Here is a 14,077-nt window from a genome sequence, read left to right on the forward strand (position 1 = left end):
GCCGGCGTACGCCGCGCCGGAACGCGGGCCTGCCTACCTCACCCGGCGGAACACATCGTCGGAGGCGTCGTCCCAGGCGGGCGGCTCCTCCGCTCTCCGCTCCCGGGGAATGCGCGACGAGGACTGGTACATGGCGTCGATCTCGACCGCGTACCGGCGTACGACGGCGTCCCGGCGCAGCTTCATCGAGGGCGTCAGCAGTCCGCTCGCGACGTCGAAGGGCTCCGGCAGGATACGGAAGACCCGGATCGACTCGGACCGGGACACCGTGGTGTTGGCCGCGGCCACCGCCCGGGTGATCTCCTGTCGGAGGGCGTTCTCCTCCCGTGCCTCCCGCCCCGCCGTGTCGCCCTGAGTGAACAGACCGCCGCGCCAGTGCGCCACGAACTCGGGGTCCAGGGTGATCAGGGCGCCCACACAGGGCCGGTTGTCGCCCACGACCACGGCCTGGTGAATGAGCGGATGCGCCCGCAGCCGCTCCTCCAGGGCCGCCGGAGCCACGCTCTTGCCGCCGCTCGTGACGATGATCTCCTTCTTGCGGCCCGTGATGGACAGATATCCGTCTGAGTCCAGCTGCCCGAGGTCGCCGGTGGCCAGCCAGCCGTCTCGCAGCGTCGCACGGGTGCCTTCGTCGTCGTTGACGTACCCTTGGAACACCGACGCCCCGCGCACCAGGATCTCCCCGTCCTCGGCCACCCGTACCTCGATCCCCGGCAGGGGGCGTCCCACGGTGCCGGACTTCTCCCGCCCGACCGGCTGCACGGTGATGCCCCCGCCCGTCTCGGTGAGTCCGTAGCCGTCATGGACGGGGATCCCGATACCGGCGTAGAACAGGGCGAGTTCACGGTTCAGCGGCGATCCGCCGGAGACGGCGCCGTACACCCGGCCGCCCAGTGCGGCGCGCAGTTTCCGGTACACCGCCTTGTCGTACAGGGCGTGCTGAAGCTTCAGATCGATGCCGGGGCCGGGCCCCGTTCCCATCCGCTGCCGCTCCATGGCCAGGGCGTAGTCCTGTGCCGTGCGCACGGCCCGCTCGAACAGGGCGCCGCGGCCCGCCTGCTGGGCGGTGCGCAGGAAGTTCTTGTAGAGCTTCTCGAAGACGAACGGGACCGCGTACAGATAGGTGGGACGGAAGGACTGGAACGCCGCTGCCAGGGCGTCCGCACTGAGCTCGGGTTCATGTCCCATGAGCAGTCCGCCGCGCAGACACAGCCCCTGGATCATCAGTCCGTACACATGGGAGAACGGCAGGAAGGCGAGCACGGCGGGCTGCTGGCCGGGCGGTGCTCCGGTGTGTCCCCAGCCGGCCAGGATCGTGTCGCAGGGGCTCGCCAGATTGCGGTGGCTCAGGGCGCAGCCGCGGGGGCGGCCGGTGGTGCCGGAGGTGTAGGCGACGACCGCGGTGGAGTCCGGCAGCACGATCCGGCGGAGCGAGTCGACGAGGGCGGCCGGCACCGGACGGCCTCGCAGTACGAGTGCCTCCAGGGCACCGGAGTCCAGCTGCCACACGTGCCGCAGCTGCGGCAGCGAGGCGCAGACCGACCCGACGGTCATGACGCCCTGCTCGTCCTCGACGACCACTCCGACGCAGTCAGCGTCCCTGAGGATCCACTCGACCTGTTCGTGCGAGGACGTCGGGTAGATCGGCACGACCTCGGCCCCGATCGCCCAGAGCGCACAGCTGAACAGCGTCCACTCGTAACGGGTGCGCGCCATGACGGCCACCCGGTTACCGGGGCGGATGCCCGAGGCGACCAGTCCCCGGGCCAGATCGACCACCTCGTCGCGGAGCTCGCTCGCGGTCACCTGGGTCCAGGGCGCGTCGGCGGGACCGGTGCGGCGGGCGATCAGCGGCAGGCCGGGGTCCCGGCTCGCCGTGTCGAAGACGCTGTCCGCAAGTCCCCCCGACACGACCGGTTCTGACGCCGTCGCCGGGGCGGCCGCCCGGGCGTTCCCGAAGTCGCGCATGCGCCGTTCACGAGCCCTTCCTGCGACGCCCCCGACGCGTGCGGCATCGGCGGAGCTCGAATCTAGCCCAGGTCGCCGCCCGACGTGGGGGGAACCGACAAGGAACCCACAGCAGACGGGAGTACGGGCTCTACGGGCCGACGGGCGCCCGTCCAGGAGCGCCCCGTGAGGGCCGTCGGCTCACCAGCGGCCCGGCTCCGTGCCGGTGATCGGTTCCGAGGGCCGGCCGTCCGGACCCACCGGGACCTCGCCCGCGAGCATCACCCGGTGCATGATCCGGGGGTGCTCCGGGGTGACGACATCGCCGGGGGCGAGATGGATGGTGGCCCGGTTGTCCCAGAAGGCGACGCTGCCGGGCTCCCAGCGGAAGCGGACCGTGTACTCGGGGCGGGTGGCCTGTTCCAGCAGCATCTGCAGCACATGTCCGCTCTCGGCGCGCGAGAGCCCGCGGATCTGCTCCACGTAGTAGCCGTTGACGAACAGCGACCGCTCGCCGGTCTCCGGGTGCACGCGGACGAGGGGGTGCTCGGAGGCCACCTGGTGGTCCAGCAGATGACGCAGATACGCGTCGCCGCCAGGCCGCGCCTGGTAGCCGACGCCGAGCCGGTGCTCGGCCCGCAGACCGTCCACGAAGCGCCGTACGGGCTCCGAGAGGCCCGCGTAGGCGGCGGCCAGATTCGACCACTGGGTGTCCCCGCCGTACGGCGGTACGGTCTCGGCCCGCAGGATCGTCGCCGCGGGCGGATCGACACGTGCGCCGTGGTCGCAGTGCCAGCCCCGCAGCAGGGAGTGGCGCCGGCGCCGTAGCCACTCGTCGTGCTCCATGCCGTAGCGGCCGCCCAGTTCCAGCCGGTCGGCCGTGGTCTCGATCTCCGGGAAGTCCGCGGGTGAGGCGCTGCCGCGCCTGCCCAGGACGACGGGGTCGCCGAACCGCCGCGCGAGCGCGATGTGCGCGGCATGGTCCAGTTTCTGCTCCCGGAAGAAGACCACCTTCCAGCGCAGTACGGCCGACCGGATCGCGGCCACCGTCGCATCGTCCAGGTCGCCGGCCAGATCGGCCCCGGTGATCTCGGCGCCGATGCGGCCCGCGACGGGCCTCACCGAGACCCCGGTTGTGCTCTCCGTCGTCATACGGCCTCCGTCGGTCGTGCGGGCGGATGTCACGGGCCCAGCATGGCCCGTCCCGGAGCCGTGCGAAAGATCACACGGCCCCCGCGCACCCCGCCTCGCGTGGGTCCTTTTACCGTGCCATTGCCTTCTCATGGGTGATTGACGACACGCTTGTAGTCATGATGGTTCGGCACAAGTAAGGCATGCCTTCGCTAACCTGCACGACCGTGGCGGGGGGCGTGCCGGGGAGGGTCGCATGTGGGATGACGCGTTTCCGAGCTTTCTCATCGGACTGCGGGAAGGGCTCGAAGCGGGACTCATCGTCTCCCTTCTGATCGCGACCCTTGTGCGGGCGGGCGCCAAGTCCCGGCTGCCGCAGGTGTGGACGGGAGTGCTGGCCGCGATCGCGCTCGCGCTGAGCTTCGGCGCGGTCCTGACGTTCACCGCCGCGTCCCTGTCGGCAACCGCCCAGGAGGCGTTCGGCGGCACCCTCAGCGTGATCTCCGTCGCGTTCGTCACCGCGATGGTGTTCTGGATGCGCCGCTCGGCCCGCAGTCTCTCCGGTGAGATCAAGCAGAAGGTCACCGAGGCGCTCGCGATGGGCGCGGGCATGCTGATCGTCACCTCGTTCCTCGCGGTGGGCCGCGAGGGCCTGGAGACGGCGCTGTTCCTGTGGACCACGGCCCGTGCAGCGGGCGAGTCCGCCGGTCCGCTGACCGGCGCCGGTATCGGCCTGGTCCTCGCGGCAGGCCTGTGCTGGGGCCTCTATCGCCGGGTCCTGAAGATCAACCTGACCAAGTTCTTCACGGCGACCGGCGCGGTCCTCATCGTGGTCGCGTCGGGTGTGCTCGGCTACGGTCTGCGCGATCTGCAGGAGGGCGGGGTGCTGCCCGGCAAGAGCGCGTACGCCATCGATCTGAGCGGCAGCATCGACGCGGGCTCCTGGTACAGCACTCTCGTCCAGGGCGTGTTCAACCTGACGCCGACGATGACGTGGTTGCAGGTCGCGGGCTATGTCGCGTACCTCGCCACGGTGATGACGCTGTTCGTGCGCGGCGTACGCACCACCCCGTCGGCCAGGCCCGCGCCCGAGCCCGCGGTGAAGACGCCCGAGCGGCCCGAGGCCGCTGCGAAGGCCGGCGGGAAGCCTGAGGCCGCTGCGAAGGCCGGCGGGAAGCCCGAGGCCGCTGCGAAGGCCGGCGGGAAGCCTGAGGCCGGCGAGAATCCTGAGGTCGCCGTAGAGGCCGGCGGGAAGCCCGAGGCCGCGCAGGCGCCCGGCTCCCGGCCCGCCCCGCGTGCTCCCGAGCCGGTCGCCCCCGAGCGTCGGCGTCCCGTCTGGGTGGTGCCCGTCGCCGTCGTCGCCGTGCCCGCCGTGCTCGCCGGGTTCACCGTCGCCCTGAGCGGCTCGAAGCCCGCGAGCGCCCAGACCGTCGCCGTCTCGGAGACCGACTGCGGCAAGGGCTTCAGCGCGCCCCGGCCCGGACGGCAGACCTTCCAGATGCACAACACTGGGAACAAGACCTCCGAGGTCTATCTCGTCGACCCCGCCAGCAACGCGGTCTACGGCGAGATCGAGGGACTGGCCCCCGGGACCACCCGCGACCTCGTCGCCACGGTCGCCGGCGGCAGCTACGCCTGGCGCTGCGTGCCCACCGGCGGCAAGGCCGTCACCTCCAAGGCCGTCCGCGTCACCGGAGGCGGCGGGGCCAGGGCCGTCGTACCCGTCTCCGAGAACGACCTCGCCGCGCCCCTGAAGGCGTACCAGGCGTACGTCGGCCAGGGCCTGGCCACCCTCGTCACCCAGACGCGGAAGCTGAGCGACGACATCGCCGGCAACCATCTCGACACCGCGCGCACCGACTGGCTGACCGCCCACCGCACCTACTCCTCGCTCGGCGCCGCCTACGGCACCTTCGAGGACTTCGACAAGAAGATCAACGGTCGGGCCGACGGGCTCCCCGGCGGGGTGAACGACCCGGACTTCACCGGCTTCCACCGCGTCGAGTACGGGCTGTGGCACGGCCAGTCCGCCGACCAGCTGAAGGGTCCGGCCCAGCAGCTCGCCGACGCGGCCGCGGGGTTGCAGAAGGCGTTCCCCACGCAGACCTTCGACCCCGGCGACCTGCCCCTGCGCGCCCACGAGATCCTGGAGAACACCCTTCAGTTCGAGCTCACCGGCGACACCGACCAGGGCAGCGGCACCGAACTGGCCACCGCGGACGCCAACCTGTCCGGCACCCGTGAACTCCTCACCGTGCTCACGCCCCTGCTGGCCCGCCGTGCCCCGCATCTGCTCCCCGCCGTCGACGCGGACATCGCCCGGGTGCAGAAGCTGCTCGACGGCGCCCACCAGGGCGACTCCTGGACCCCCGTGGACCACCTCGACGCGACCACCCGCGCCCGGCTGAACGGGGCCACCGGACAACTCCTCGAGGACCTCGCCCCCATTCCGGACCTGCTGGAGATCCGGAAGTCCGCCTGATGACCGATCCGCGCACAAACCACATGACCACCGAAGGGAACCTCCGCATGCCGTCCGCCGAAACGCCCGCCCACCCGGGCGGCTGCCCTGCCGGTGCCGGCCGTCGTTCCTTCGTGAAGACGGCCCTGGGTGCGGGCGCCGCCGGCGCCGCCCTGGCGGGTGGCGGGTTCGCCCTCAGCCAGGCCGGCGCCGGCGAGGCCCGCGCCGCGGACGACACCGACACCGCGAAGGTCGCCTTCCACGGCATCCACCAGGCGGGCATCATCACTCCCGCCCCGGCCGCGGCCACCTTTGTGTCCCTCGACGTCGTCGCCGACAGCCGCCAGGAACTCACCGACCTGTTCCGGACCATCACCGAGCGGGCCCGCTTCCTCACCGCCGGCGGCACCCCGGAGGACCTGGGCGTCGGTGCCCCGCCTTCCGACAACGGCATCCTCGGGCCGGAGGTCCCCGCCGACGCGCTGACCGTCACCGTCGGCGTCGGCGCCTCCCTCTTCGACGACCGCTACGGTCTCGCCGCGGCCAAGCCCCGGCGGCTCACCCCGATGCGCACGTTCCCCAACGACAACCTCCGGCCGGCCGAGTGCCACGGCGACCTGTCCCTGCAGATCTGCGCCGCCCGCCAGGACACCGTGCTGCACGCGCTGCGCGACATCGCGCGGCACACCCGGGGCGCCATGCAGATCAAGTGGCGCATCGACGGCTTCCAGAACACGCCCCGCCCCACCGGCGCCCAGCGCAATCTGCTCGGATTCAAGGACGGCATCGCCAACCCGGACGTCAGCTCCGCCCGTGAGACGAACCGTCTGATCTGGGTGGGCGAGGGACAGGGCGAACCCGCCTGGGCCGCCGGGGGCAGCTACCAGGTCATCCGGATCATCCGGATGCTGGTGGAGTTCTGGGACCGGGTCTCACTGACCGAGCAGGAGAAGATGTTCGGCCGCCGGAAGGACACCGGCGCCCCGCTGGACGGTGCCAAGGAGACCGACACGCCCAACTACGCCAAGGACCCGCAGGGCACGGCCATCCCGCTCGACGCCCACATACGCCTCGCCAACCCCCGCACCGAGCGCACGGACAGCTCCCGCATCCTGCGGCGCGGCTACAACTACGACCGGGGCATCGACAACGTCGGCAATCTCGACATGGGCCTGGCCTTCTGCTGCTACCAGCAGGATGTGCAACGCCAGTTCGAGGCCACCCAGACGCGGCTGATCGACGAGCCCCTTGTCGACTACATCTCGCCGACCGGGGGCGGCTACTTCTTCGCGCTCCCCGGCGTGCGGAACTCCTCGGACTGGCTGGGACGGGGACTGCTGACGGCCTGAGGGCCCTCGACGGTCACCGGCCTGCGCGCCCCTGACCGTCCCGGCCCCTCAGTCGGCCGGCCGCCAGCCGAGTGCCGGGCCCAGCCGGGTCGCGATGTCGGTGAGGATCTGCACATAGTCCTCGTGCTCGAAGGTGAACGGCAGGGCGAACGCCACCTCCGTCACCTCCCGGAACGCGGCGTGTGCGTACAACTGTTCGGCGATCTGCCCGGACGGCCCGACGAGGTCCGGCGCGAACATCATCCGTGCCGGGCCCTGCGGGGTCGCCGTGCGGGGCATCCGCTGGGCCGCGTAGGCCTCGTACCTGGCGCGCTGTTCCGGCGAGGCGCTGTCGGTGGGGATGACGACCAGGCCCTGCGAGACACGGGCGCGGTCGCCGTCGGGGTGCTGGGCGCGGAACGCGCGGATGTGCGAGAGCTGCACCTCGGCGAAGTCCTCCGACTCCTCCGCCTTGACGACGCTGCTGGTCAGCAGGTTCATGCCGTGCTCGCCCGCCCACCGGGCCGAGCGCAGGCTCCCGCCGCCGTACCACATGCGCCTGCCGAGGCCGGGGGACACGGGCTGCACCCGGTCGGAGAACACCTCGAAACCCTCCCTACCGCTGAAGTCGGTGGCGGGCTTTGCGCGCACGAAGTCCAGCAGCCGCTGCACGCGCTCGTAGCCGAAGTCCTCGGTCTCGGCGGTGCGCGGGTAGAGCGCCTGCTTCACATGGTCGTAGTGCATCGGCGGGCCCACGCTGACCCCGGGGTTGAGTCGGCCTCCGGAGAGGATGTCGACGGTCGCCAGATCCTCGGCCAGCCGCAGCGGGTTCTCCCAGCCCAGCGGGATCACCGCTGTGCCCAGCTCGATCCGGCTCGTACGCTGGGAGGCGGCGGCGAGCACGGCGACGGGCGAGGAGATCCCGTACTGCAGATGACGGTGACGCACCCAGGCGCTGTCGAAGCCGAGCCGCTCGCCCAGCTCGATGATCTCCAGCGTCGACTCGTGCCCGCGGCGGGGATCGGCCTCGTCGAACAGGCCGATGGTGAGAAAGCCGAGCTTCTCCAGCGGTGTCGAGGTCGGCGGCACAGGGCTCCTCCAGGGTCCGTGGCGTCTGCGGCGTACGCCGTTGCCTCGTTCGATTCTCTCAGGTGATCGTTGCGCGGGTGTGACGAGGCGTGTGCCGTGCGGCGTGCCCGAGGGAAGATCTCTTCCCGCGGCCGGGGCCCATGTCCCTTCGAACAGGCGGAGGATGAGGGCAGCCCGTTCCGTGACGGTGACGGGACGGGGCGGCCGGCCGGACCCGAGGGGGGACCCGTGGAACACGAGCACATCGCCGAAGACTTCGCCCGGTTACGCGCCGACGAGTTCGGCTACCTCGACGCCGGCGGACATGTCTACCTCGACCACACCGGGGCCGGACTGCCCCCGCGTTCCCAGGTCACGGGCAGCGCGCAGCGGATCACCGGTGGCCTGTTCGGCAATCCGCACTCCGAGAGCCCTGCCTCCCGCTCCTCCGGCCGGCTGCTGGCCGAGGCGCGGCAGGCGGTACTCCGCCACTTCCGTGCGGACCCGGCCGAGTACACGGTGGTCTTCACCTCGAACGCGACCGGAGCCCTGCGGCTGGTGGGGGAGGCGTACCCGTTCACCCGCGGCAGCAGGCTGGTGATGTCGCTGGACAACCACAACTCCGTGAACGGACTGCGGGAGTACGCCCGTGCGAGGGGGGCGTCCGTCGCCTACGTACCGGTGGGCGGCCCGGGCCTCCGGCTCGACGAGCAGCGGCTGGGGGGCGCGCTGACCGCCCGCCGGCACGACCCCCGGCGCGGGCGCGACGACGCGCGCGGGCTGCTGGCGTATCCGGCGCAGAGCAACTTCACCGGCGTACGGCATCCGCTGGACTGGATCTCCCGGGCCCAGGCCCTCGGCTACGACGTGCTGCTCGACGCCGCCGCCTTCGTCCCCACCCATCCACTCGACCTCGGCCGTGTGCACCCGGACTTCACCGTGGTGAGCTGGTACAAGGTCTTCGGCCACCCCACCGGTGTCGGCAGCCTGATCGCCCGCAGGGAGGCGCTCGCCCGGCTGCACCGCCCCTGGTTCTCGGGCGGCACGATCCACGCGGCCAGCGCACAGGCGCAGTGGCATGTTCTGGCCGCCGACGAGACGGCCTTCGAGGACGGCACCGTCAACTTCCTCGCCATACCCGATGTCACCGCCGGACTCGCCTGGATCGACGGCATCGGTGTGCATCGGGTGCGGGCCCATGTGGCCGCCCTGACCGACCGACTCCTCGGCGGGCTCGCGGAGTTGCGCCACAGCGACGGCTCCCTCCTGGTCCGGGTGTACGGACCGGGGGCCGGGGAGCCGGACCGCGGCGGCACCGTCGCACTGAACGTGCTGGGCGCGGACGGTCGTGTCGTCGACGAGCGGATCGTCAATCACGACAGCGCCGCACGTGGTATCTCCCTGCGCACGGGCTGTTTCTGCAACCCGGGCGCAGGTGAGGCGGCCTTCGCGCTGCCCCTGCCCCGGCTGCGCGCCGCCGCCCATGGCCGGCCGGGTTCCCTGGAGGACTATCTGGAGGTGCTGGGCCTGCCGTCGGCGGGTGCGGTCCGTGTCTCCCTGGGGGTGTCGTCGCAGCCGGGGGACGTGGACGCGTTCCTGCGCCTCCTCCGCGAGACCTACCGCGACGGGACCCCGGCCCCCGACGGCCTGCCGGCACGGGCGGGGTGCTGAACACGCCGGTGGGGGCGGGGCGTCGTAGCGGTGCCGGGGCGACGGGATCAGGTGTCCCGTCGTCTGAGGGCCACCCCCGCGCCGGCCAGCGCGAGCAGTGCGTACAGACAGAACACCGCGAACCCCGTCCAGGGCGCCAGAGTGTGGGGCTGTTGCTGCACATGGACGAGGCCCTGGCCGGCCGTGCTCGGCAGATACGGGTTGACGGTGTCGAGCCATGACGAGGGGAGAGCCTGGGCGAGCAACGGCAGCACCAGCAGCACACCGAACAGGGTGGCGATACCGCCCGCCGTGCTGCGGATCAGCGCGCCCAGGGCCACGCCGATCACACCCACGACGGTCAGATACAGACCCGCGCCGAGGACCGCGCGCAGCACGCCGGGGGAGCTCAGCGAGGTTCCCCGGTGCGCGCCGGACAGTGCGAACTGCCCCAGCAGGAAGGCCCCCAGGGCCGCTGTCGTCATCGCCCCCCAGGCGACTGCCGCGTACACCAGGGCCTTGGCCCACAGCACCGGAAGGCGGCGCGGCACCGCGGACAGCGAGGCCCGGATCATGCCGGTCGCGTACTCGCCGCTGACCACCAGCACACCCAGGACGCCCACGGCCAACTGGGCCAGGAAGAAGCCGCGCAGACTGACCAGCGTCGGATCGAAGGCGAGCCTCTCCTCGGGCGGCAGACGGTCCCAGCGCACGGCGGTGAAGTAGCTGAACAGAAAGCCCAGGCCCGTCATCGCGACGACGGCTGCGAGCAGCGTGAACAGCGTGGAGCGCAGCGACCGCAGCTTGATCCACTCGGAGCGGATCACCCGCAGCTGGGTGACGTGGCCCCGCCCCGCCTCGGGAATCGCCGTGGCCGTCGTCATGCCGCACGCCTTTCCCCGGCCGCGCCGACGAGTTGCGCCGCCGGTGCCTGGTACTCCACGGCATCCCGGGTCAGTTCCATGAACGCCTCCTCCAACGAAGCCCGCTGTGGGGTCAGTTCGGCCAGTGCGACGCCGTTGTCGGCCGCGATCCGCCCGATCCGCTCGCTGGCGAGGCCCGTCACCTGGAGCACGCCCGGCTCCTGTGACGCGACGGACACGTCCGGACCGGCGAGCAGGGTGCCCAGTCGTCCCGCCTCGTCCGTGCGCACCCGCACCACGTCCCCGGCGGCCCGGGCGACGAACTCCGCGACCGATGTGTCCGCGATCAGCCGCCCCCGCCCGATCACGATCAGATGCTCGGCCGTCAGCGCCATCTCCGACATCAGATGCGAGGACACCAGGACCGTACGTCCCTCGGCGGCCAGCTTCTTCAGCAGAGTGCGGATCCAGACGATGCCCTCGGGGTCGAGGCCGTTGACCGGCTCGTCGAGCAGTACCGTCGCCGGGTCGCCGAGCAGCGCACCGGCGATGCCCAGCCGCTGCCCCATGCCCAGTGAGAAGCCGCCGACCCGTTTCCGCGCCACCTCGCGCAGTCCGACCAGGTCGATCACCTCGTTCACCCGGCGCCGGGTGATGCCGGTGGTCGCGGCGAGCGCGAGCAGATGGTGATAGGCGCTGCGCCCGGTGTGCACGGAGCGCGCCTCCAGCATCGCTCCCACCTCGTGCAGCGGCGCCCGGTGTGCGGCGTAGCGCCTGCCGTTGACGAGGGCCCGGCCCGAGGTGGGTGCGTCCAGCCCGAGGAGCATCCGCATCGTGGTGGACTTGCCGGCCCCGTTGGGCCCGAGGAAACCGGTCACGACGCCGGGGCGCACGGTGAAACTCAGGCCGTCGACGGCGGTTCGCTCTCCGTACCGCTTGGTGAGGGAGTGGGCCTCGATCATGTCGTGTCCTCGGTCATGCTCTCCACCCTGGTACGCGCTCGGCCGCCTGTCGCGCGGGACTGCTCCGCCCGGAGGCGACTCGGCCCCTCCGCGCGACGACGCTCGTCGACCGCTCGTCGACCAGCCCTCACCCGGCCCGACCGCCGATGTCCGCCGTGTCGCAAGGGTTCCGCGGTGTCGTTCTGGTGCTGTTTGTTGTTCTGTGCATGCCAAACAGGCAAGCCCCCACCGTCGCCACCCCCAGGAGGACGCAGTGAGAGTGGAGAAGGGCTCCCGTATCCGCAGGCTGTCGCTGGTCGTCGGCACCGCCGTCGCGCTGGTCGTCGCCTTCCCCGGCATCGCTCTGGCCGACCCGCCCCGGGCCCTGCCCGCCCATGCCGACGATCTGGAGCAGACCTTCCAGCCGGCCTACGACTACGACACGGACGGCTGCTACCCGACGCCCGCCATCGGCCCCGACGGAACCCTCAACGGGGGTCTGAAGCCGACCGGGGCGCTCAACGGCAGCTGCCACGACGCCTCGGACCTCGACAACACCAACGGCTACAGCCGTTACAAGTGCAACAACGGCTGGTGCGCCATCCTGTACGCCCTCTACTTCGAGAAGGACCAGGCGCTGCCCGGCAGCAGTATCGGCGGCCACCGCCACGACTGGGAGCATGTGGTGGTGTGGGTGCAGAACGGCCAGGCCCAGTACGTCTCCACGTCAGCCCACGGTGACTTCGACATCTACAGCCGGGACCGGATCCGCTGGGACGGCACACACCCCAAGGCCGTGTATCACAAGGACGGTGTCGGCACCCACTGTTTCCGCCCCGCGAACAGCAACGACGAGCCGCCGGAGAACCACCGCCACACCTGGCAGTTCCCCGCGCTCGTGGGCTGGAACGGCTACCCCGCGGGGATACGCGACAGGCTGAGCCAGGCCGACTTCGGCAGCGCCCACTTCGGTCTGCGGGACGACAGTTTCGCCTCCCATCTGGCGAAGGCCGAGCCCTCCGGGATCCCGTTCGACCCGAACGCCTGACGGAACCGTCCGGCGTCCGTGGGGGACGGGCGCCGGCCGGCGTTCTCAAGGGTCAAACAGTGGTCCGGACCAAGTACTTGACACTCCCTTAGTTCACTTCTTAAATCGCGGTCTGAAGTAACTCTCACCTCACCCCCCACGTGAAGAAAGGGAGAGTCATGCGCGCTTCTACCACCGTTCGCGCCGCTTTGGCCGTGTCCCTGCTGGCCCTGTCCGCCACCGCGCTGTCCGCGTCCCCCGCTGCCGCCGCCACCGGAGCCGTCACCGGTCTCGCGGGCAAGTGTCTCGACGTCGCCGGGGCCAACTCGGCCGACGGAACGCCCGTCCAGCTCTACGACTGCAACGGCACCGCGGCCCAGCAGTGGACTGTCGGCACCGACGGAACCCTTCGCGCCCTCGGCAAGTGCCTGGACGTGACCGGTAATTCGACCGCCGACGGCGCCCGCGCCCAGCTGTGGTCGTGCACCGGCGGAGCGAACCAGAAGTGGACCGTCACCGCAGCCCACGACATCGTCAACCCGCAGGCGAACAAGTGCCTGGACGTCACGGGCAACAACTCCGCCAACGGCACCCCCACCCAGATCTGGAGCTGTACGGGCGGCGCCAACCAGAAGTGGACGGCCCCCGCGGCCGGAGGCACCACCCCCGCCGCGCCGATGGCCGTGGCCCCGTACCTCTACAACGGCTGGGGGAGCCCGCCGAGCCCGACCACGATCACCAACGCCACCGGCGTCAAGTGGTTCACGCTGGCCTTCGTCCTCAGCAACGGGTACTGCAATCCCCAGTGGGACGGCAGCCGCCCGCTGACCGGCGGAGTCGACCAGCAGACGGTCACCACGGTCCGGGCGAACGGCGGCGACGTGATCCCGTCCTTCGGCGGATACAGCGGCAACAAGCTGGAGAGTTCCTGCTCCAGCGCGGGCGAACTCGCGGCCGCCTACCAGAAGGTGGTCAACGCCTACGGGCTGAAGGCGATCGACATCGACATCGAGGCCGACGCCTACAGCAACCCGACCGTCCAGCAGCGCACGGTCGACGCCCTGAAGACCGTGAAGGCGAACAACCCCGGCCTGAAGGTGTACGTCACCATCGGCAGCGACCAGAGCGGCCCCGACACCAGCCTGATCAACCGGGCCGCGGGGTCGGGCCTCACGGTGGACAGCTGGACCATCATGCCGTTCGACTTCGGCGGCGCCGGCCAGAACATGGGAACGCTCACCCTGCGCGCGGCCGAGGGCCTGAAGTCGGCGCTGAAGAACGCCTACGGCTACAGCGACGACCAGGCCTACCGCGACATGGGCATCTCCTCGATGAACGGCGTCACCGACCAGAACGAGACCGTCACCGTCGCCGACTTCCGCACCATCCTCGGCTACGCCCAGCAGCACCATCTGGCGCGCCTCACCTTCTGGTCCGCCAACCGCGACCGCCCGTGCACCGGCGGCCCGGCCGACAGCTGCTCCGGCGTGAGCCAGCAGGACTGGGACTACACCCGCGTCCTCGCCGCCTACACCGGCTGACCGAGGCCGTCCCACCCCCCACCCCGTCATGGCCGGCCACCGGCCGGCCCAGGAGGAACCGTGCTTCGCTCCCTCACCCATCCCCTGGCGGGCCGCCGCCGGCGCGCCCGCCACCGTACG

General features: G+C 71.3%; 10 protein-coding genes. 5 read left to right on the forward strand and 5 right to left on the reverse strand.

The window, feature by feature from the left end:
* Positions 1–33: 33 nt before the first annotated feature.
* Entirely contained in the window at positions 34–1,968 is a 1,935-nt protein-coding gene (locus AB0L95_RS22545; protein WP_365163843.1) for an AMP-dependent synthetase/ligase, read from the reverse strand.
* A gap of 180 nt (positions 1,969–2,148) precedes the next feature.
* Positions 2,149–3,099, reverse strand: a complete 951-nt coding sequence (locus AB0L95_RS22550) for a TauD/TfdA family dioxygenase (RefSeq protein ID WP_365163844.1) — start codon at positions 3,097–3,099, stop codon at positions 2,149–2,151.
* A 235-nt stretch (positions 3,100–3,334) separates the two neighbouring features.
* Here AB0L95_RS22550 and efeU point away from each other — a divergent pair, with 235 nt between their 5' ends.
* The gene (efeU, locus tag AB0L95_RS22555) at positions 3,335–5,560 is read left to right on the forward strand and encodes an iron uptake transporter permease EfeU (RefSeq protein ID WP_365163845.1); all 2,226 of its coding nucleotides are present in this window, start codon (positions 3,335–3,337) and stop codon (positions 5,558–5,560) included.
* 47 nt (positions 5,561–5,607) lie between these two features.
* Positions 5,608–6,888, forward strand: a complete 1,281-nt coding sequence (gene efeB, locus AB0L95_RS22560; protein ID WP_365163847.1) for an iron uptake transporter deferrochelatase/peroxidase subunit — start codon at positions 5,608–5,610, stop codon at positions 6,886–6,888.
* A gap of 48 nt (positions 6,889–6,936) precedes the next feature.
* Here the strand turns inward: efeB and AB0L95_RS22565 are convergent, their stop codons facing one another.
* Positions 6,937–7,956, reverse strand: a complete 1,020-nt coding sequence (locus tag AB0L95_RS22565; RefSeq protein WP_365163848.1) for an LLM class flavin-dependent oxidoreductase — start codon at positions 7,954–7,956, stop codon at positions 6,937–6,939.
* Between the two features lie 228 nt (positions 7,957–8,184).
* Here AB0L95_RS22565 and AB0L95_RS22570 point away from each other — a divergent pair, with 228 nt between their 5' ends.
* Positions 8,185–9,606 carry an aminotransferase class V-fold PLP-dependent enzyme gene (locus AB0L95_RS22570; protein ID WP_365163849.1) on the forward strand — a complete coding sequence of 474 codons (1,422 nt, stop codon included), beginning with the start codon at positions 8,185–8,187 and terminating at the stop codon, positions 9,604–9,606.
* A 47-nt stretch (positions 9,607–9,653) separates the two neighbouring features.
* Here AB0L95_RS22570 and AB0L95_RS22575 read toward each other — a convergent pair whose 3' ends face one another.
* Positions 9,654–10,469 carry an ABC transporter permease subunit gene (locus tag AB0L95_RS22575; RefSeq protein WP_365163850.1) on the reverse strand — a complete coding sequence of 272 codons (816 nt, stop codon included), beginning with the start codon at positions 10,467–10,469 and terminating at the stop codon, positions 9,654–9,656.
* Entirely contained in the window at positions 10,466–11,410 is a 945-nt protein-coding gene (locus tag AB0L95_RS22580) for an ATP-binding cassette domain-containing protein (RefSeq protein WP_365163851.1), read from the reverse strand. The genes AB0L95_RS22575 and AB0L95_RS22580 overlap by 4 nt, the downstream gene beginning before the upstream one ends.
* 259 nt (positions 11,411–11,669) lie before the next feature.
* On the opposite strand from AB0L95_RS22580, the gene AB0L95_RS22585 reads away from it, so the two are divergent.
* Both AB0L95_RS22585 and AB0L95_RS22590 read left to right on the forward strand, forming a co-directional pair.
* Entirely contained in the window at positions 11,670–12,437 is a 768-nt protein-coding gene (locus AB0L95_RS22585) for an NPP1 family protein (protein WP_365163971.1), read from the forward strand.
* A gap of 158 nt (positions 12,438–12,595) precedes the next feature.
* Positions 12,596–13,957, forward strand: a complete 1,362-nt coding sequence (locus tag AB0L95_RS22590) for a lectin (RefSeq protein WP_365163852.1) — start codon at positions 12,596–12,598, stop codon at positions 13,955–13,957.
* Positions 13,958–14,077: the final 120 nt, after the last annotated feature.

The organism is Streptomyces sp. NPDC052036 (assembly GCF_040680495.1).
Lineage (GTDB): Bacteria > Actinomycetota > Actinomycetes > Streptomycetales > Streptomycetaceae > Streptomyces.